The 17,988-nt window shown below is 59.9% G+C and carries 16 protein-coding genes and 1 pseudogene; 12 read left to right on the forward strand and 5 right to left on the reverse strand.

Annotated elements, in window-relative coordinates; genetic code table 11:
• Position 1: 1 nt before the first annotated feature.
• Genes ssuC through ACX3YF_RS08585 form a run of 3 tightly spaced genes read left to right on the forward strand, consistent with a single transcriptional unit; the run spans position 2 to position 1,836 of the window.
• Entirely contained in the window at positions 2-784 is a 783-nt protein-coding gene (ssuC, locus tag ACX3YF_RS08575) for an aliphatic sulfonate ABC transporter permease SsuC (RefSeq protein ID WP_458973635.1), read from the forward strand.
• Positions 781-1,587, forward strand: coding sequence for an aliphatic sulfonates ABC transporter ATP-binding protein (gene ssuB / locus ACX3YF_RS08580; RefSeq protein WP_288100048.1), 807 nt, complete (start codon positions 781-783; stop codon positions 1,585-1,587). Before ssuC ends, ssuB begins: the two co-directional genes overlap by 4 nt.
• A gap of 33 nt (positions 1,588-1,620) precedes the next feature.
• Positions 1,621-1,836 carry a TOBE domain-containing protein gene (locus tag ACX3YF_RS08585; RefSeq protein ID WP_003229256.1) on the forward strand — a complete coding sequence of 72 codons (216 nt, stop codon included), beginning with the start codon at positions 1,621-1,623 and terminating at the stop codon, positions 1,834-1,836.
• 163 nt (positions 1,837-1,999) lie between these two features.
• Here the strand turns inward: ACX3YF_RS08585 and ACX3YF_RS08590 are convergent, their stop codons facing one another.
• Together ACX3YF_RS08590 and ACX3YF_RS08595 are read right to left on the reverse strand one after the other, a co-directional pair.
• Positions 2,000-2,638: a TetR/AcrR family transcriptional regulator gene (locus tag ACX3YF_RS08590; protein WP_130205752.1), complete on the reverse strand. Its 639-nt coding sequence runs from the start codon at positions 2,636-2,638 to the stop codon at positions 2,000-2,002.
• Positions 2,639-2,865: 227 nt separating this feature from the next.
• Complete coding sequence (locus ACX3YF_RS08595) at positions 2,866-4,242, reverse strand: glutamine synthetase family protein (RefSeq protein ID WP_130205754.1); 1,377 nt, start codon at positions 4,240-4,242, stop codon at positions 2,866-2,868.
• 278 nt (positions 4,243-4,520) lie between these two features.
• On the opposite strand from ACX3YF_RS08595, the gene ACX3YF_RS08600 reads away from it, so the two are divergent.
• The 4 genes from ACX3YF_RS08600 (at position 4,521) to ACX3YF_RS08615 (ending at position 8,993) form a co-directional block, all read left to right on the forward strand.
• Positions 4,521-4,850 carry a glutamine amidotransferase gene (locus ACX3YF_RS08600; protein ID WP_189340339.1) on the forward strand — a complete coding sequence of 110 codons (330 nt, stop codon included), beginning with the start codon at positions 4,521-4,523 and terminating at the stop codon, positions 4,848-4,850.
• A gap of 77 nt (positions 4,851-4,927) precedes the next feature.
• Positions 4,928-6,286: a glutamine synthetase family protein gene (locus ACX3YF_RS08605; RefSeq protein WP_130205756.1), complete on the forward strand. Its 1,359-nt coding sequence runs from the start codon at positions 4,928-4,930 to the stop codon at positions 6,284-6,286.
• Positions 6,287-6,347: 61 nt separating this feature from the next.
• The gene (locus tag ACX3YF_RS08610) at positions 6,348-7,712 is read left to right on the forward strand and encodes an aspartate aminotransferase family protein (protein WP_458952174.1); all 1,365 of its coding nucleotides are present in this window, start codon (positions 6,348-6,350) and stop codon (positions 7,710-7,712) included.
• Positions 7,713-7,880: 168 nt separating this feature from the next.
• Positions 7,881-8,993: a polyamine ABC transporter substrate-binding protein gene (locus tag ACX3YF_RS08615; RefSeq protein ID WP_130205760.1), complete on the forward strand. Its 1,113-nt coding sequence runs from the start codon at positions 7,881-7,883 to the stop codon at positions 8,991-8,993.
• Here ACX3YF_RS08615 and ACX3YF_RS08620 read toward each other — a convergent pair.
• Positions 8,987-9,115, reverse strand: a pseudogene (locus tag ACX3YF_RS08620) (outer membrane lipoprotein carrier protein LolA); the annotation flags it as partial. The gene ACX3YF_RS08615 and the pseudogene ACX3YF_RS08620 overlap by 7 nt on opposite strands.
• A 120-nt stretch (positions 9,116-9,235) precedes the next feature.
• On the opposite strand from ACX3YF_RS08620, the gene ACX3YF_RS08625 reads away from it, so the two are divergent.
• The 4 genes from ACX3YF_RS08625 (at position 9,236) to ACX3YF_RS08640 (ending at position 13,353) form a co-directional block, all read left to right on the forward strand.
• A complete protein-coding gene (locus tag ACX3YF_RS08625) occupies positions 9,236-10,333 on the forward strand; it encodes a polyamine ABC transporter substrate-binding protein (RefSeq protein ID WP_130205764.1) in 1,098 nt (365 codons plus the stop codon).
• Between the two features lie 73 nt (positions 10,334-10,406).
• Positions 10,407-11,549 carry an ABC transporter ATP-binding protein gene (locus ACX3YF_RS08630; RefSeq protein ID WP_130205766.1) on the forward strand — a complete coding sequence of 381 codons (1,143 nt, stop codon included), beginning with the start codon at positions 10,407-10,409 and terminating at the stop codon, positions 11,547-11,549.
• Between the two features lie 35 nt (positions 11,550-11,584).
• Positions 11,585-12,466, forward strand: coding sequence for an ABC transporter permease subunit (locus tag ACX3YF_RS08635; protein WP_189340347.1), 882 nt, complete (start codon positions 11,585-11,587; stop codon positions 12,464-12,466).
• Entirely contained in the window at positions 12,463-13,353 is an 891-nt protein-coding gene (locus ACX3YF_RS08640) for an ABC transporter permease subunit (protein ID WP_047534698.1), read from the forward strand. The genes ACX3YF_RS08635 and ACX3YF_RS08640 overlap by 4 nt, the downstream gene beginning before the upstream one ends.
• A gap of 143 nt (positions 13,354-13,496) precedes the next feature.
• On the opposite strand, the gene ACX3YF_RS08645 is transcribed toward ACX3YF_RS08640, so the two are convergent.
• Entirely contained in the window at positions 13,497-14,138 is a 642-nt protein-coding gene (locus tag ACX3YF_RS08645) for an HD domain-containing protein (RefSeq protein ID WP_130205770.1), read from the reverse strand.
• A gap of 305 nt (positions 14,139-14,443) precedes the next feature.
• Here ACX3YF_RS08645 and ACX3YF_RS08650 point away from each other — a divergent pair, with 305 nt between their 5' ends.
• A complete protein-coding gene (locus ACX3YF_RS08650; RefSeq protein WP_458973636.1) occupies positions 14,444-15,409 on the forward strand; it encodes a GlxA family transcriptional regulator in 966 nt (321 codons plus the stop codon).
• 125 nt (positions 15,410-15,534) lie between these two features.
• Here ACX3YF_RS08650 and ACX3YF_RS08655 read toward each other — a convergent pair whose 3' ends face one another.
• Positions 15,535-17,946: a penicillin acylase family protein gene (locus ACX3YF_RS08655; protein ID WP_448647598.1), complete on the reverse strand. Its 2,412-nt coding sequence runs from the start codon at positions 17,944-17,946 to the stop codon at positions 15,535-15,537.
• Between the last annotated feature and the right edge of the window lie 42 nt (positions 17,947-17,988).

Here is a 17,988-nt window from a genome sequence, read left to right on the forward strand (position 1 = left end):
CATGAAGAAAATCATCCACAGCCTCGCGCACTGGGCGTTGCCGGTGTTGTTGCTGGCGGTGTGGCAGTTGTCGGTGTCGGCGGGCTGGTTGTCGACACGGATTCTGCCGGCACCGATCGCCGTGATCGAAGCCGGTGTGAGCCTGGTGCGCAGCGGCGAGATCTGGACGCATCTGGCGATCAGCGGTTGGCGTGCTGCCCTGGGTTTCACCATCGGCGGCAGCATCGGCCTGACGTTGGGTTTCATCACCGGACTGTCGAAATGGGGTGAACGCCTGCTCGACAGCTCGGTGCAAATGATCCGCAACGTGCCGCATCTGGCGCTCATTCCGCTGGTGATCCTGTGGTTCGGCATCGACGAGTCGGCGAAGATTTTCCTGGTGGCGCTGGGCACGTTGTTTCCGATCTACCTCAACACCTACCACGGCATCCGCAACGTCGATCCGGCGTTGGTGGAGATGTCGCGCAGTTATGGTTTGTCCGGTTTCAGCCTGTTCCGTCAGGTGATCCTGCCGGGGGCGCTGCCTTCGATCCTGGTCGGCGTGCGCTTCGCACTGGGCTTCATGTGGTTGACGCTGATCGTCGCCGAGACCATTTCCGCCAGTTCCGGCATTGGCTACCTGGCGATGAACGCCCGGGAGTTTCTGCAGACCGACGTGGTGGTGCTGGCGATTCTGCTGTACGCGGTGCTCGGCAAGCTGGCCGACCTCGCCGCCCGTGGGCTCGAACGTGTGTGGCTGCGCTGGCATCCGGCTTATCAAGTCGCCAAGGGAGGTGCTGCATGACGGCTCAACAACCTCCACGCCTGCTGCGCGGGATTCCGCTGGTGGTGCGCAATCTGCAAAAAACCTTCGGTTCGCGGCAAGTGTTGCGCGAGATCGACCTGCACATTCCGGCAGGCCAGTTTGTCGCCGTGGTCGGTCGTAGCGGCTGCGGCAAGAGCACCTTGCTGCGCTTGCTCGCCGGTCTCGATCAGCCTACCGGCGGCGAATTGCTGGCCGGTTCCGCGCCGCTCAGTGAGGCGCGGGAAGACACACGCTTGATGTTCCAGGAAGCGCGTCTGCTGCCATGGAAAAAGATCATCGATAACGTCGGCCTGGGGCTCAAGGGCAATTGGCGGCCGCAAGCGCTGGAAGCGCTGGAAGCGGTCGGCCTGGCGGATCGCGCCAACGAGTGGCCAGCCGCGCTGTCCGGAGGGCAGAAGCAACGCGTGGCCCTTGCTCGCGCGTTGATTCATCAACCGCGCCTGCTGTTGCTCGACGAGCCGTTGGGCGCGCTGGATGCGCTGACCCGAATCGAAATGCAGCAACTGATCGAACGGCTCTGGCAACAGCACGGTTTCACCGTGTTGCTGGTGACCCACGACGTCAGTGAAGCGGTGGCGATTGCCGATCGGGTGATCCTGATCGAAGACGGCGAAGTCGGCCTCGACCTGCATGTGGAGTTGCCGCGCCCTCGGGTCCGCGGTTCCCATCGACTGGCGGCGCTGGAAACCGAAGTCCTCAACCGTGTGCTGTCACTGCCCGGCCAACCGCCGGAGCCGGAACCTGTTTCACCCTTGCCTACGCAGTTGCGTTGGGCTCAATAACTCCAGCTTTATCCAACGACAGGAATCAACATCATGACTATCAAAGCCATCAACGTTCGCAACCAGTTCAAAGGCTCCATCAAGGAAATCGTGCTCGGCGACGTGCTGTCGGAAATCGACGTGCAAACCGCTTCCGGCATCGTCACTTCGGTGATCACCACGCGTTCGGTGAAAGAGCTGGAGCTGGTCGTGGGCAGCGAAGTGATCGCATTCGTGAAATCCACCGAGGTGTCGATCGCCAAGTTGTAAGGGCGTGGGCCGTCAGTGAGGCCGCGGCGCGGCCTTCGCGAGCAGGCTCGCTCCCACAGGTTTTTGGGTTGGCCACACAATTTGTGTTCAACACCCATCCACTGTGGGAGCGAGCTTGCTCCGGGCGGCGTTCCGACGATGGGGCCGGCGAGGCCGATAAAAATCAGGCAGGTATAGCTCGCTTGGGCAGGTAGGGCGGCAAATACAGCCCAAGATAGGCGTCAAATACCCGCATCCCTTCCTCAGCCATGCGCGGTGTGATCTGACCATGCTGTTGCACCGAGCGCGCATAAACCCGATCACCGAGCTCCATGGCCAGCGCAAACACATCGACATCGCTCGGCAGCTTCGGCAGCTCGAAGTGTTGGTCGAACAGTTTGTGCATCAGGTCGCCCAGTTCGATGTCGTGCTGACGATCGGCCTGGGTGACTTCGGTCAGGCCGTGTTGGGCGAGGATCAGTTGGCGGGCGGCGGCGTCTTCGCTGTAGATCTCGAGCATGCGTTGTTCCACCAGGCGCGACAGATCCCGCCAGCCGATGAGGGCTTGGTGGTCGATGGGGGCTTGCAGGCAGGCGCGGAAGGCGGCGTGGACGTCGGCGGTCAGGGCTTCGAGCAGGGCCGGGACGCTGGCGAAGAAGTGATAGACGGAGGAGGGCGGGATCTCCGCGCGCTCGGCCACGCTGTAGATCGACAGGCTGGCCACGCCCTCGGCGGCCAGCAGTGTGCGGGCCGCATCGAGTATCGAATCGATCCGGGCCTGGCTGCGTGCGCGGGGTTTGCGGGGGGTGGCTACGCGTGTCATTGAAGTCTCCTGCGGGGCAGCGGGCATTGTACGAGCGGGGTTGCGTGTTGTCTCGTCGGCCGCCATCGCTGGCAAGCCAGCTCCCACAGAAATTTCCGGTGTACACGGAATTTATGTTCACTGGAGATCAACTGTGGGAGCTGGCTTGCCAGCGATCCGCCGCAGGCGGCCATAAAAAAACGCCGTAGGCTTCAATAGCCGACGGCGTTCTTTTTTACTGCAACCGCTTAAACGGTATGCAGGTACCAGTTGTACTCGAGGTCGGAGATGGAGTGTTCGAACTCTTCCAGCTCGCTCTCTTTACAGGCCACGAAGATATCGATGTATTTCGGGTCGATGTACTTGGCCATGACTTCGCTGTCGTCCAGCTCGCGCAGTGCGTCGCGCAGGTTGTTCGGCAGGCTCTGCTCGTTCTGCTCGTAGCTGTTGCCTTCCACTGGAGCGCCCGGTTCGATCTTGTTGACCAGGCCGTGGTGCACGCCTGCCAGGACCGAAGCCATCAGCAGGTAGGGGTTGGCGTCGGCACCGGCCACGCGGTGTTCCAGTCGAACCGCGTCGGCGGAACCGGTCGGCACGCGCAGGGCGACAGTGCGGTTGTCCAGGCCCCAGCACGGCGAGTTCGGCACGTAGAACTGTGCGCCGAAACGACGGTAGGAGTTGACGTTCGGGCAGAGGAAAGCCATCTGCGCCGGTAGGGTCTCGAGCACACCGCCGATCGCGTGACGCAGTGCGGCGTTCTGCTCGGGATCCTCACTGGCAAAAATGTTTTTGCCGTCTTTGTCGAGAATCGAGATGTGGACATGCAGACCATTGCCCGCCTGGCCCGGATAAGGCTTGGCCATGAAGGTGGTGTCCATTTCATGGTCGTAGGCGATGTTCTTGATCAGGCGCTTGAGCAGGACTGCGTAGTCGCAAGCCTTGATCGGGTCGGCCACGTGGTGCAGGTTCACTTCGAACTGCGCCGGGGCACTTTCCTTGACGATGGCGTCGGCCGGGATGCCTTGCTCTTTCGCACCTTCCAGAATGTCCTGGAGGCAGTCGACGTATTCGTCGAGGTCGTCGATCAGGTAAACCTGTGTCGAGTGCGGGCGTTTGCCGGAAATCGGCGAGCGCGGTGGTTGTGGGCGGCCGTTCACGTTCTCCTGGTCGATCAGGTAGAACTCCAGTTCGAACGCGGCACAGATGGTCAGGCCCAGTTCATCGAACTTGGTTACGACTTGTCGCAGCACTTCGCGCGGGTCGGCGAAGAAAGGATCACCTTCGAGTTCGTGCATGGTCATCAACAGTTGCGCGGTCGGGCGCTTCTGCCATGGCTCGTTGCACAGGGTGTCGGGAATTGGATAGCAGATTCGGTCAGCATCGCCGATGTCCAGGCCCAGGCCGGTGCTTTCCACCGTCGAGCCATTGATATCCAGAGCAAATAGAGAGGCCGGCAGGTTGATGCCTTTCTCGTAAACCTTGTGGAGGCTGGTGCGTTCGATGCGCTTGCCGCGCACCACACCATTCATATCCGCAATCAGAAGGTCAACGTACAGAACCTCAGGATGTTCCTTAAGGAACGCGTTCGCTTCGTTAAGCTGAACGGCACGCGGGGGTACCGACATGATGCAACACCTTTGTTGTTAAAAATATCAATCATTGATCTCTTCGGATTCCAGTCAACCCGAACGGCATGCCGAAGTCAAGCGAGGCCGTTTTTGCCCCAAAAAAGCGCTCGTACGGCTTTTTTGAGGCACTTTGGGGCGTTTTTATGCCCGTCAGCGCTATGCCGTCTGCACACTTGAGCGGGCCGTGTTGTATTTTTTACGGGGGTGTTGTGTAAAAAAATGAACAAGGCTAAGCTCGAATCAAACCCATAACAGCAATAATACCGGGGTGCTACATGTCTCGCCTGTCGTTAATCGGCATCACCGACTGCGGTAAGCTGAACGGTTTGCATGCTTATCACATCAGTGGCGATATTCACGTCAGCGTCGCAGCCTTCGCGGCTCCCGGCGTGCCGGTGATCTTTCCGTCCCTGGCAAATCGACGCTTTGCGTCCGATATTCTGGACGGCCTTGATGGCACCCCCATTACGGTTACTCCATTCAATATAGAACCGATTCAGAATAATAGTGGCGCCTCCATTGCCTTGGGCGCCGCTTGCGATTCTGCACGCCTGGCATTTTGCGACGTGGTGCAAAAAAAACACGATAGCCTTTCGTACACCTGAATTCCAACGCGGCGCCGATGCGTCAAACATTGCCCGACTCCTGCAAGAGTCAGGAAACTCAAAGCCTAGAGGCATTTATGAGTAACAACCTCGACCAGCTCACCGATTGGTTGAAAGACCACAAGATCACAGAAGTCGAATGCATGATCGCCGACTTGACCGGAATCACCCGGGGCAAGATTTCGCCGACCAACAAATTCATCGCCGAAAAGGGCATGCGCCTGCCAGAGAGCGTGCTGCTGCAGACCGTGACCGGCGATTACGTCGAAGACGACATCTATTACGAGCTGCTCGACCCGGCCGACATCGACATGATCTGCCGTCCCGACCAGAGCGCGGTGTACCTGGTGCCTTGGGCCATCGAGCCCACCGCCATCGTCATTCACGACACCTACGACAAGCAAGGCAACCCGATCGAGCTGTCGCCGCGCAACGTGCTGAAAAAAGTCCTGAAACTCTATGCCGACAAGGGCTGGCAGCCGATTGTGGCGCCGGAAATGGAGTTCTACCTGACCAAGCGCAGCGATGACCCGGATTACCCGCTGCAGCCGCCGATCGGCCGTTCCGGGCGCCCTGAAACCGGTCGCCAATCGTTTTCCATTGAAGCGGCCAACGAATTCGATCCGCTGTTCGAAGACGTCTACGACTGGTGTGAACTGCAGGAGCTGGACCTCGACACGCTGATCCACGAGGACGGCACGGCGCAGATGGAAATCAACTTCCGTCACGGCGATGCCCTGTCCCTGGCCGACCAGATCCTGGTGTTCAAGCGCACCATGCGCGAGGCCGCGCTCAAGCACAACGTGGCGGCGACCTTCATGGCCAAGCCCATGACCGGCGAGCCCGGCAGTGCCATGCACTTGCACCAGAGCATCATCGACATCGAAACCGGCAAGAACATCTTCTCCAATGAAGACGGGACCATGAGCCAGCTGTTCCTGCACCACATCGGTGGCTTGCAGAAACTCATTCCCGAGCTGTTGCCGCTGTTTGCGCCCAACGTCAATTCGTTCCGCCGTTTCCTGCCGGATACCTCGGCACCGGTAAACGTGGAGTGGGGCGAAGAAAACCGCACCGTGGGCCTGCGGGTTCCGGATGCCGGGCCGCAAAACCGTCGGGTGGAAAACCGCCTGCCGGGCGCCGATGCGAACCCGTACCTGGCGATTGCCGCGAGCCTGCTCTGCGGTTACATCGGCATGGTCGAAGGACTGAACCCGAGTGCGCCGGTCGTGGGCCGTGGCTATGAACGCCGTAACCTGCGCCTGCCACTGACCATCGAAGATGCGCTGGAACGCATGGAAAACAGCGCGACCATCGAGAAGTACCTGGGCAAAAATTTCATTACTGGCTACGTGGCGGTCAAGCGGGCCGAGCATGAAAACTTCAAGCGCGTGATCAGTTCGTGGGAACGGGAGTTCCTGCTTTTTGCCGTCTGACACGCCGGGCGTCCGTTGTCGCCAGACGGCGCCTCCACCTGATTTTCTTTAGGAGATTGGTATGACCAGCAACAACCCGCAAACCCGTGAATGGCAAGCCCTGAGCAACGATCACCACCTGGCCCCGTTCAGCGACTTCAAGCAGTTGAAAGAGAAAGGCCCACGGATCATCACCAACGCCAAGGGCGTTTACCTGTGGGACAGCGAAGGCAACAAGATTCTCGATGGTATGGCTGGCCTGTGGTGCGTGGCCATCGGTTACGGTCGCGATGAACTGGCCGATGCCGCCAGCAAACAAATGCGCGAACTGCCGTACTACAACCTGTTCTTCCAGACCGCTCACCCACCGGTGCTGGAGCTGGCCAAAGCCATCGCCGACATCGCGCCTGAAGGCATGAACCATGTGTTCTTCACCGGTTCCGGCTCCGAAGGCAACGACACCATGCTGCGCATGGTTCGTCACTATTGGGCGATCAAGGGCCAGCCGAAGAAGAAAGTCATCATCAGCCGCAAGAACGGCTATCACGGTTCCACCGTGGCCGGCGCGAGCCTGGGCGGCATGACTTACATGCATGAACAAGGCGACTTGCCGATCCCGGGCATCGTCCACATCGCCCAGCCGTACTGGTTCGGCGAAGGCGGTGACATGACGCCGGAGGAGTTCGGTGTCTGGGCCGCCAATCAGTTGGAAGAGAAGATTCTGGAAATCGGCGTCGACAACGTGGGCGCCTTTATTGCCGAGCCGATCCAGGGCGCCGGCGGCGTGATCATTCCGCCAGACACCTACTGGCCGCGCATCAAGGAAATCCTCGCCAAGTACGACATCCTGTTCGTGGCTGACGAAGTGATCTGTGGTTTCGGCCGCACCGGTGAGTGGTTCGGTTCCGACTTCTACGGCCTCAAGCCCGACATGATGACCATCGCCAAAGGCCTGACTTCCGGCTACATCCCTATGGGTGGCCTGATCGTGCGTGATGAAGTGGTGGCGGTGCTCAATGAAGGCGGCGATTTCAACCATGGCTTCACCTACTCCGGGCACCCGGTGGCGGCTGCGGTGGCACTGGAAAACATCCGCATCCTGCGCGAAGAAAAAATTATCGAGCGCGTGCACAACGAAACGGCACCGTATTTGCAGAAACGTCTGCGGGAGCTGAACGATCACCCATTGGTGGGCGAAGTTCGCGGGGTAGGTCTGTTGGGGGCTATCGAGTTGGTGCAGGACAAGGCCACTCGCAAGCGTTACGAAGGCAAGGGCGTTGGCATGATCTGCCGGCAGTTCTGCTTCGATAACGGCCTGATCATGCGCGCCGTGGGCGACACCATGATCATCGCGCCACCCCTGGTGATTACACTGGCGGAAATCGATGAGTTGGTGACCAAGGCACGCAAGTGCCTGGACCTGACCCTCAGTGCATTGCAGGGCTAAGTGCTAGGCTCTGAGCGGGAGTATGAAACTTTCGCTCGGCACAGTCATAAGAGGCGGCCTTTTGTTGAAAGACCGCCTCGGATCTTGCCAGACTAGCCGCGGTTCCAGTTGCCCGGGTTCGGCCGCTGAACATAGTGGTTCAAAAGAGAAAAATTTGGAGCATCACGCATGAAGGCATTAGGCAAAAAGTTTGCTGGCAAGACTCTTCTCGCCATGTCCCTGATGGGCATTATGGCGGGCGCGGTTCAGGCGGACGACAAGGTGTTGCACGTCTATAACTGGTCCGACTACATCGCTCCGGACACGATCAAGAAGTTTGAAGACGAGTCGGGTATCAAAGTTGTCTACGACGTCTTCGACAGTAACGAAACCCTCGAAGCCAAGTTGCTGGCCGGCAAGTCCGGTTACGACATCGTCGTTCCGTCGAACAATTTCCTGGCCAAGCAGATCAAGGCCGGCGTTTACCAGAAGCTGGACAAGTCCAAGCTGCCAAACTGGAAAAACCTGAACACCGACCTGCTCAAGGCCGTATCGGTCAGCGACCCGGGCAACGAACACGCCTTCCCGTACATGTGGGGTTCGATCGGTATCGGTTTCAACGCCGAGAAGGTCAAGGCTGCACTGGGTGCCGACGCACCGACCGATTCCTGGGACCTGATCTTCAAGCCTGAGAACGCCGCCAAGTTGAAGTCGTGCGGTATCAGCCTGCTCGATTCGCCAACCGAGATGATTCCGGTGGCGCTGCACTACCTGGGCCTGCCAACCGACAGCCAGAAGAAAGAAGACATCGACAAGGCTGAAGCGCTGATCATGAAGGTTCGTCCTTCGATCGCTTATTTCCACTCTTCCAAGTACATCTCCGACCTGGCCAACGGCAACATCTGCGTGGCCGTGGGTTACTCGGGCGACATCTACCAGGCCAAGTCCCGCGCGGCTGAAGCCGGTGACAAGGTGAAAGTCAGCTACAACATTCCGAAAGAAGGTGCGGGCAGCTTCTACGACATGGTCGCCATCCCTAAAGATGCCGAAAACGTCGAAGGCGCCTACAAGTTCATGACCTTCCTGCAGAAGCCGGAAATCATGGCTGAAATCACCAACGCCGTGCGTTTCCCGAACGGTAACGCGGCTGCCACGCCACTGGTGGATAAAGACATCACCAGCGATCCAGGCATCTACCCGCCAGCGGACGTGCTGGCCAAGCTGTACGCGATTGCCGACTTGCCGGCCGCGACCCAGCGGATCCTGACTCGCAGCTGGACCAAGATCAAATCCGGTAAGTAACAAGTAAACCTTGTGGAAGCGAGCTTGCTCGCGATGAGCCTGAGAGCACCGCGGGGTGTCAGGCACCCCGCGTCATCGTTGACGACCATCGCGAGCCGGCTCGCTCCTGCAGGTATCTGCATAAAAGTTTTGCTGGAACGGTTTTTCGAGGGTAAGTTGCGCGCCGGTTTTGTTGCCAGGCAGCCATGGCTGTCATGTAACGCGGGGCAACTTGGGCCCAACTAATTTTAGAGGACCTCCACTTGCCTATTTTTTCTTTGTTGCGCAATGCCATGCTGGTTGCTGCCGGGTTGACGCTTGCCGTCAATGTTCAGGCCGCCGGCACCGTGCATATTTATAACTGGTCGGACTACATCGGTCAGACCACCCTGGCAGACTTTCAGAAAGAGACCGGCATCAAGCCGGTCTATGACGTCTTCGACTCCAACGAAACCCTGGAAGGCAAGTTGCTGGCCGGGCATACCGGGTATGACGTGGTCGTGCCTTCCAACCACTTCCTCGGCAAGCAGATCAAGGCCGGTGCTTTCCAGAAGCTCGACAAATCGCAGTTGCCGAACTATTCGAACCTCGACCCGGCGCTGCTCAAGCGCCTGGAGCAGAACGACCCGGGCAACCAGTATGCCGTGCCGTATCTGTGGGGCACCAACGGCATCGGTTACAACGTCGACAAAATCAAGGAAGTGTTAGGCGTCGACAAGATCGATTCCTGGAGCGTGTTGTTTGAGCCGCAGAACATCAAGAAGCTGCAGAAATGCGGTGTGGCGTTCCTCGACTCCGCTGATGAAATGATGCCCACGGTCCTCAACTATATGGGCCTGAACGCCAACAGCACCGACCCCAAGGACTACGAAAAAGCGACCGCCAAGTTGCTGGCCGTGCGGCCTTACGTGACTTACTTCAACTCTTCCAAATACATCTCGGACCTGGCCAATGGCGATATCTGCATCGCCGTCGGATTCTCCGGCGATATTTTCCAGGCCCGCACCCGCGCCGAAGAAGCCAAGAAAGGCATCAACATCGCCTACACCATTCCGAAAGAAGGTGGCGCGCTCTGGTTCGACATGCTGGCGATTCCGAAGGACTCGGCCAACGTCAAAGAGGCCCATGCCTTCATCAACTATTTGCTGAAGCCTGAGGTGATCGCCCAGGTCAGTGATTACGTCGGCTATGCCAACCCTAATCCGGGGGCGGACAAACTGATGGAACAATCCATTCGCACCGACGAAGCGGTTTATCCACCGCAAACCGTGCTCGACAAGACCTACGTGTCCATCGAGTTACCACCGAAGATTCAGCGTTTGATGACCCGCAGCTGGACCACGGTCAAGTCGGGTAAATAGCTTCAAGGCTCAAACTATCCAAGGTTGGCTCACCTTGAGCGAACTGCACTCTTTTTTTCTGGGAGTTTCGTAAATGGCAGTTGCCTCCGGCGCCTATAAGAAAGCCCTCGAGGGCGACCAATCACCTAAAGAGGTGTTGGTCAAAATCGACCGGGTCACGAAGAAGTTCGACGAGACGATTGCCGTGGACGACGTGTCCCTGGAAATCAAGAAAGGCGAAATCTTCGCCCTGCTCGGCGGTTCGGGATCGGGCAAATCCACCTTGCTGCGCATGCTCGCAGGTTTCGAGCGTCCAACCGAAGGGCGGATCTTCCTCGATGGCGTAGACATCACCGATATGCCGCCGTACGAGCGGCCGATCAACATGATGTTCCAGTCCTACGCCTTGTTCCCGCACATGACCGTGGCGCAGAACATTGCCTTCGGCCTCAAGCAGGACAAGCTGCCGGCCGCGGAAATCGATGCGCGCGTGGCCGACATGCTCAAGCTGGTGCAGATGAGCCAGTACGCCAAGCGCAAACCGCATCAGCTGTCCGGTGGTCAGCGTCAGCGTGTGGCCCTGGCCCGCTCCCTGGCCAAGCGGCCGAAGCTGCTGCTGCTCGACGAACCGATGGGTGCACTGGACAAGAAGCTGCGTTCGCAAATGCAGCTGGAGCTGGTCGAGATCATCGAGCGCGTCGGCGTAACCTGCGTCATGGTGACCCACGACCAGGAAGAGGCCATGACCATGGCCGAGCGCATCGCGATCATGCACCTGGGCTGGATCGCCCAGATCGGCAGCCCGATCGACATCTACGAAACCCCGACCAGCCGCCTGGTCTGCGAATTCATCGGCAACGTCAACATCTTCGACGGTGAAGTGATCGATGACGCCGAAGGCCACGCGACCATCACCTGCAAGGACCTGGATCGCCAGATCTATGTCGGCCACGGCATCAGCACCTCGGTGCAAGACAAGTCCGTGACCTACGCGATCCGCCCGGAAAAACTGCTCGTGACCCCGACCATGCCGACCTGCGAATACAACTGGTCCAGCGGCAAGGTGCACGACATCGCCTACCTCGGCGGTCACTCGGTGTTCTACGTCGAGCTGCCGAGCGGCAAGATCGTCCAGTCGTTCGTCGCCAACGCCGAGCGCCGTGGCCAGCGGCCGACCTGGGGTGATCAGGTTTACGTGTGGTGGGAAGATGACAGCGGCGTGGTGCTTCGCTCATGAACATGCGCAAATTCAAACGCCGCCTCAATCGAATAATTCCCGGTGGCCGTCAGTTGGTCATCGGGGTTCCTTTCATCTGGCTGTTCCTGTTCTTCATGTTGCCGTTCTTCATCGTCCTGAAGATCAGCTTCGCCGAAGCCGACGTGGCCATTCCGCCGTACACCGAGATCTACAGCTACGCCGAGCAGAAGCTGCAGGTGCTGTTGAACCTGGGCAACTACGCGATGCTGGGCGACGACGAGCTGTACATCGCCGCCTACCTCGGCTCGTTGAAGATGGCGCTGATCAGCACCATCCTCTGTCTGCTGATCGGCTACCCGATGGCCTACGCCATCGCCAGTGCCCGCAAAGAGCTGCAAACGGTGCTGGTGCTGCTGATCATGATGCCGACCTGGACCGCGATCCTGATCCGCGTGTATGCGTGGATGGGGATCCTCAGCAACAACGGTCTGCTCAACGGTTTCCTGATGACAATGGGCTGGATCGACGAGCCGCTGCAGATCCTCAATACCAACCTGGCGGTCTACATCGGCGTGGTTTATTCGTACCTGCCGTTCATGATCCTGCCGCTCTACGCCAACCTGGTGAAGCACGACAACAGCCTGCTGGAAGCCGCTTCCGACCTCGGTTCGAGCACCTTCAACAGCTTCTGGAAGATCACGATCCCGCTGTCGAAAAACGGCATCGTCGCCGGCTGCATGCTGGTGTTCATCCCGGTGGTGGGTGAGTTCGTGATCCCGGAACTGCTCGGCGGTCCGGAAACCCTGATGATCGGTAAAGTGCTCTGGCAAGAATTCTTCAACAACCGTGACTGGCCGGTGGCGTCTGCCCTGGCGGTGGTGATGCTGGCGATCCTGATTGTGCCGATCATCCTGTTCAACCGCAGTCAGGCCAAGGAAATGGAGGGTAAAGAATGAAGCGCTTCCGTTTCTCCAGCCTGATGCTGGTACTGGGTCTGCTGTTCATTTATGCGCCGATGCTGATCCTGGTGATCTACTCGTTCAACGCCTCGAAACTGGTGACGGTGTGGGGCGGCTGGTCGATCAAGTGGTACGTCGGTCTGCTCGACAACACCCAGCTGATGGGCTCGGTGGTGCGCTCGCTGGAAATCGCCTGCTACACGGCGGTGGCGGCGGTGGCACTGGGCACACTGGCGGCATTCGTCCTGACCCGTATCACCCACTTCAAGGGGCGTACCCTGTTCGGCGGCCTGGTGACCGCGCCGCTGGTCATGCCCGAGGTGATCACCGGTCTGTCGCTGTTGCTGCTGTTCGTGGCCATGGCGCAGATGATCGGCTGGCCGCAGGAACGCGGCATCGTCACCATCTGGATCGCTCACACCACGTTCTGTGCGGCGTATGTGGCGGTGGTGGTCTCGGCGCGTTTGCGTGAGCTGGACCTGTCCATCGAAGAGGCCGCCATGGACCTCGGCGCACGGCCGTGGAAGGTGTTCTTCCTGATCACCATCCCGATGATCGCGCCATCCCTGGGTGCGGGCGGCATGATGTCCTTCGCCCTGTCCCTGGATGACCTGGTGTTGGCGAGCTTCGTGTCGGGGCCGGGTTCCACCACCCTGCCGATGGAAGTGTTCTCGGCGGTGCGCCTGGGCGTGAAGCCGGAGATCAACGCCGTGGCCAGTCTGATTCTGCTGGCGGTGTCGCTGATGACGTTCCTGGTCTGGTTCTTCAGCCGACGCGCAGAAGAAGCGCGCAAGCGTGCGATCCAGCAGGCCATCGAAGAAAGCGCGGCCGATTCGTGGAAGCAACCGGACGTGCGCCGCGCGCAGGCACCGGAAGCGGCTTGAGCTTGATGTGGGGTTGGCCACCATTTCGTGGCTGACCCTGATCCACTGTAGGAGCGAGCCTGCTCGCGATGGACTCCCAGTCGACATCATCGTTGACTGACACTCCTTCGCGAGCAAGCTCGCTCCCACAGGTGGTTTGGAAATCAGGCAACCCAAGGGGATTTGCGGATGACCTCGACAAAGTTCATCGGTTTGAACCCCGGCTCCTGATCCATCAACACATCCGTCTTCACGTTGCCGAACGTGGTCTGCGGACGATGGCGCAAGCCGTCGGCAAAGGCGCAGATGATGCATTCCTTGAACCCTTCACCCCGTGGATGCGCATGCACCACGGCTTCGCGCTGCGCGGTGGGAAACGCTGCGTAGTCCATCCCCAGCACGTCCATCTCGACACCGGCGGTCACCAGCGCGACGGTTGGCCGCAAATGTTGGGGCACGCCGGGGGTGGTGTGCAGGGCGATCGACAACCAGACTTGCTCGATATCGTCATCACTGAGCCCGTAGGGCTTGAGGAACGCGGCCGCCGCATTGGCGCCATCGACTTCGAAGCGCTCGTTGTCGCTGCGGTAGCCTTCCACCAGGCCGAGATCATGGAACATCGCGCCGACGTACAACAGCTCTGGGTTGTAGGCCAGTTGCTTGCGCTCGCCGCTTAACGCGCCAAACAGAAACACCCGGCGCGAGTGGTGGTAGAGCAGGTCTGATTCGATGTCGCGGATATATTCGGTGGTGGCTCTGGCCAACGCGCTGTCAGGGATTTTGATACCGGCAATGGTGGTGCTCATGGGAGTTCCCTCGTGATGAACGCCGTGGTGGCGCTGAGGGTTTCAGTCTGTTCGTCCACCCCAAACCGGACAATCGATCCATGGCTGCGATCACGGCCAATGAGCGTGCATATCGCGCCAACCTCGCTTGTTGAGTGTGGATTGGCTAAGTTTGCACACAGCCCCTGTAGGAGCGAGCCCGCTCGCGATGCACGCAAGAGCAACGCGTTCATCCAGGCAGCCCGCGTTATCGTTGACGTCCATCGCGAGCGGGCTCGCTCCTACAGGAATCGGTGTGATCCGATCCATAAAAGGCAATTCACGTCATGAGTAAAACCGTTGCCATCGTGGTGTTCGCCGGCGTGCAGTCGCTGGACGTCACCGGTCCCATGGACGTGTTTTCCGAAGCTAATCGATTTCTCGCCCCCGAGGATCACTATCAGCTGGAAGTGATAGGCGTGGAGCGCGGTGCGATGGCGTGCTCCAACGGCCTGTCACTCAACGCCCACCGACATTTCAGCGAAGCATTGCAAGCCTGCGACTTGCTGCTGGTGGCGGGTGGACCTCAGTTGCCGTTCACGGATTTCGGTGCGGCATTCAATGCCTGGCTGCATCAGGCCTGCGGCCGGGCGCAACGGTTTGGCTCGATCTGCAATGGTGCATTCATGCTCGCCCGGGCGGGTTTGCTGGAGGGGCGCACCGTGACCACGCATTGGAATGATGCCGCCGCATTGGCGGCGCTTTGCCCGACCACTCGGGTCGAAGCCGATCGCTTGTACGTGCAGGATGACGATCTCTACACCTCGGCCGGCGTCACGGCGGGGATCGACTTGTCGTTGTACCTGCTGGGTCGCGACCATGGGCCGGAAGTGGCGTTGAGCGTGGCCAAACGACTGGTGGTGTTCACCCAGCGCTCGGGCGGCCAGTCACAGTTCAGCCCGTTCCTGACACCCCACGCCGAACCGACTTCGGCAGTGGCGATGGTTCAGCACTACGTGCTGGCCAACCTGACCGGCGACCTGACCATCGCCGATCTGGCCAACGCCGCCAACATGAGTGCGCGCAACTTTTCCCGAGTGTTCGCCAGAGAAGCGAAAATCACCCCGGCCGAATTCGTCGAGCGGGCCAGGGTGGACGCGGCGCGAGTGATGCTGGAAAGCACGGGTGCGCCGCTCAAGACCGTGGCCTATCAATGCGGCTTCCGCGATGCCCAGCACATGCGCAGTGTGTTCAACCGCAGGCTGGGGGTGACGCCGCAACAGTTCAGGCTGAACTTTGCGGCGATGGTTTGAGTCAGGAATTGCGTTGTTCTCGCGGGCCTCATCGCTAGCAGGCTAGCTCCCACAATGGATCTGCGTGCACCGGATCAATGTGGGAGCGAGCCTGCTCGCGATGAGGCCAGTCCAGCCAAAAAGATTTACTGAGCGCCCCGCGCCGGCAACAGCTTCAACGTACTGCGCGTATTGGCCGTCACCTCTTCATCATTGAGATGCGCCTGGTAGTAAACCCCTTCGATATACGCCTCGGCCTGATCGTCATAGTGACGGTCGAACAGTACGCCGCTCTGGCCGACCGGGTTGACGGTCAGGCTGTGAGCCGGGTCGGCGAAGTCGATCAGGCGTCGGGTCGACGGGCCATAAGTCACCGGCCAGGGTGCCGGACCGATCCTGGCCGACAGGTTATTCGGCACTTCATGACTGCCGGGGGCGGCGAAGGGACCGATATTGAAGAGGCGGTCCAGCGGCTTTTGCTGCCCCAACGGATGGCCATGGGTCAGCGTATGGGCCTTGCCCCACTGCCATTGCGCGAAGTCCGGACCGAGGGTGGTCTTGAGGTGGGCGATGCTGGCCCGCCACGCAGCCTTGACGGTATCGGCGCGGGTTTCCTTGCCAAGCGTGTTGCGATTGTCCCACCAGGGTGAGTCGGGGCTGGCGGCCAGGCGTGGTAGCGCGGCGTCGATCACGCGGGTCGAAAGCAGTGTTTCGAAGAAGTCGTTGCCCAATTCATCGTGCATCGTCGCGTCAGCCAGATTGAACAGGAACTGGTTGAACAGCGTGGCACTGGTGGATTCCAGCGGGTAGTCGCCCTTCCACTGGGCCAGTTGCTCCACCAGTTTGAGTTCGGCCGGGTCGCTGACCACCGAACGCAACACCGGCAGCAATGGCGCCAGGAGGCGAGGGCCGTAGGCGGTGGTGGTGCCCAGTTGCAGCTTCTGGCTGGATTCCAGGTCCCACTTGATGCCCTTGTCGCTGAGCTGCTGATTGAGCTGCTGACCACGGTCGGCGAGGTTGTAATAACCGGGAATCTCCATACCCGTCGGTGACACTGGCTGGAAGTTGGCCGAGACGATGTAGCCCCGCGCCGGATTCTCTTCCTGCGGGTTGGCGCTGAAGGGATAGAAACCGTCCTTGTCAGCATCAGCGGTGCTGCCGTCGAGGATAAAGCCGGGGCGCACACCCGCGGGGCGCTTGGGTAGCTGTGCGGCGGCCCACCAGCCGATGTCACCCTTGGCGTTGGCCCAGACGATGTTCAGGCCGGGTGCCTGGACCTTGGCGGCAGCGCTGCGGGCCTTGGCCAGGGTGTCGGCGCGATTGAGCTGATAGAAGCCCTCGAGGATCGGGTTCTGGCTTTCGAGAAAACCCCACCACATGGCGATCGGCGTCTTGCCCACACCGCTGCCCAGCGCATCGTTGACGATCGGGCCGTGGGGCGACTGGCGCAATACCAGTGTGACCGGTGCCTGACCCTTGACCGCGATTTGTTGTTCGCTGGTCACCATGTCCACCCATTTGCCGCGATACCAGACCTGGTTGGGGTTATCCGGATTGACCTTCTCGGCAATCAGGTCGAGGTCATCGTTCTGGAACATGGTGATGCTCCAGCCGAAGTCACGGTTCATGCCCAGCGAGGCGAAGGGCATCAACGCCTGATAGTGGCCGTAGAGTTCGAAACCCGGCGCCGAGAGTTGCGCTTCGTACCACACCGACGGTGCGGAAAAACGGATATGCGGGTCACCTGCCAGCAGCGGTTTGCCACTTTTGGTTCGGCTGCCGGCGACGACCCAGGCGTTGCTGCCTTCGAATTGCGGCAGGCCATTGTCGGCCAGCGCCTGTTCGCTGAGGCGGGCGAGGGCGTTCAGGTCTTTCCAGTCAGTACTGGCCAGCGACAGCGCCGTGCCGTTGTGACGCTTCGCCAATACGCCTTTGGGCTGCCAGTCGAGATCGAAAATGTTCAGGTAGTCGGCGCCCAACTGATCGCGCACGTAGGTCAGCAGGGGTTCGGTGCGAAACGCCGCGGCAAAACTGTAGGCCATGTAACCGGCGATGCTAATGGTGTCCCGGGCCGTGAACGGCCGCTTGGGGATGCCCAGTACGTCGAACTCCACGGGTTTCGCGTGAGTGTCCTGATACTGGTTGATGCCATCCAGATAGGCCTGCATGGCGATGAAAGCGGGGGATTGTTTGTCCAGGTTCGCGAGGTAGGTTTCGGCGCGCTCGCGAATGCGCAGGCTGCGCATCAACTTGTCAGTGTCGAGCAGTTTTGGCCCCAGCACTTCAGCCAGCTCGCCACGGGCCAGGCGACGCAGGATTTCCATCTGGAACAGCCGGTCCTGGGCATGGACGTAGCCGAGGGCGCGGTACAGATCGGATTCGTTTTCGGCGCGGATGTGCGGGATGCCACGTTCGTCGTAGCGCACGGTGACCGAACCTTGCAGGTGTTGCAGTTCCACCATGCCCTGGCGTGACGGCTGCTTGCTGTAGACGTACCAGCCGGCTCCAGCGGCAAGCACGACGATCAGCAAACCGAGTGCGGTCAGGCTACGTTTCATGGTGTCTCCTTGTTGTCATGTATGAACAGCGATTCCCAGGCG

Source organism: Pseudomonas fluorescens group sp. PF-69 (assembly GCF_054481235.1).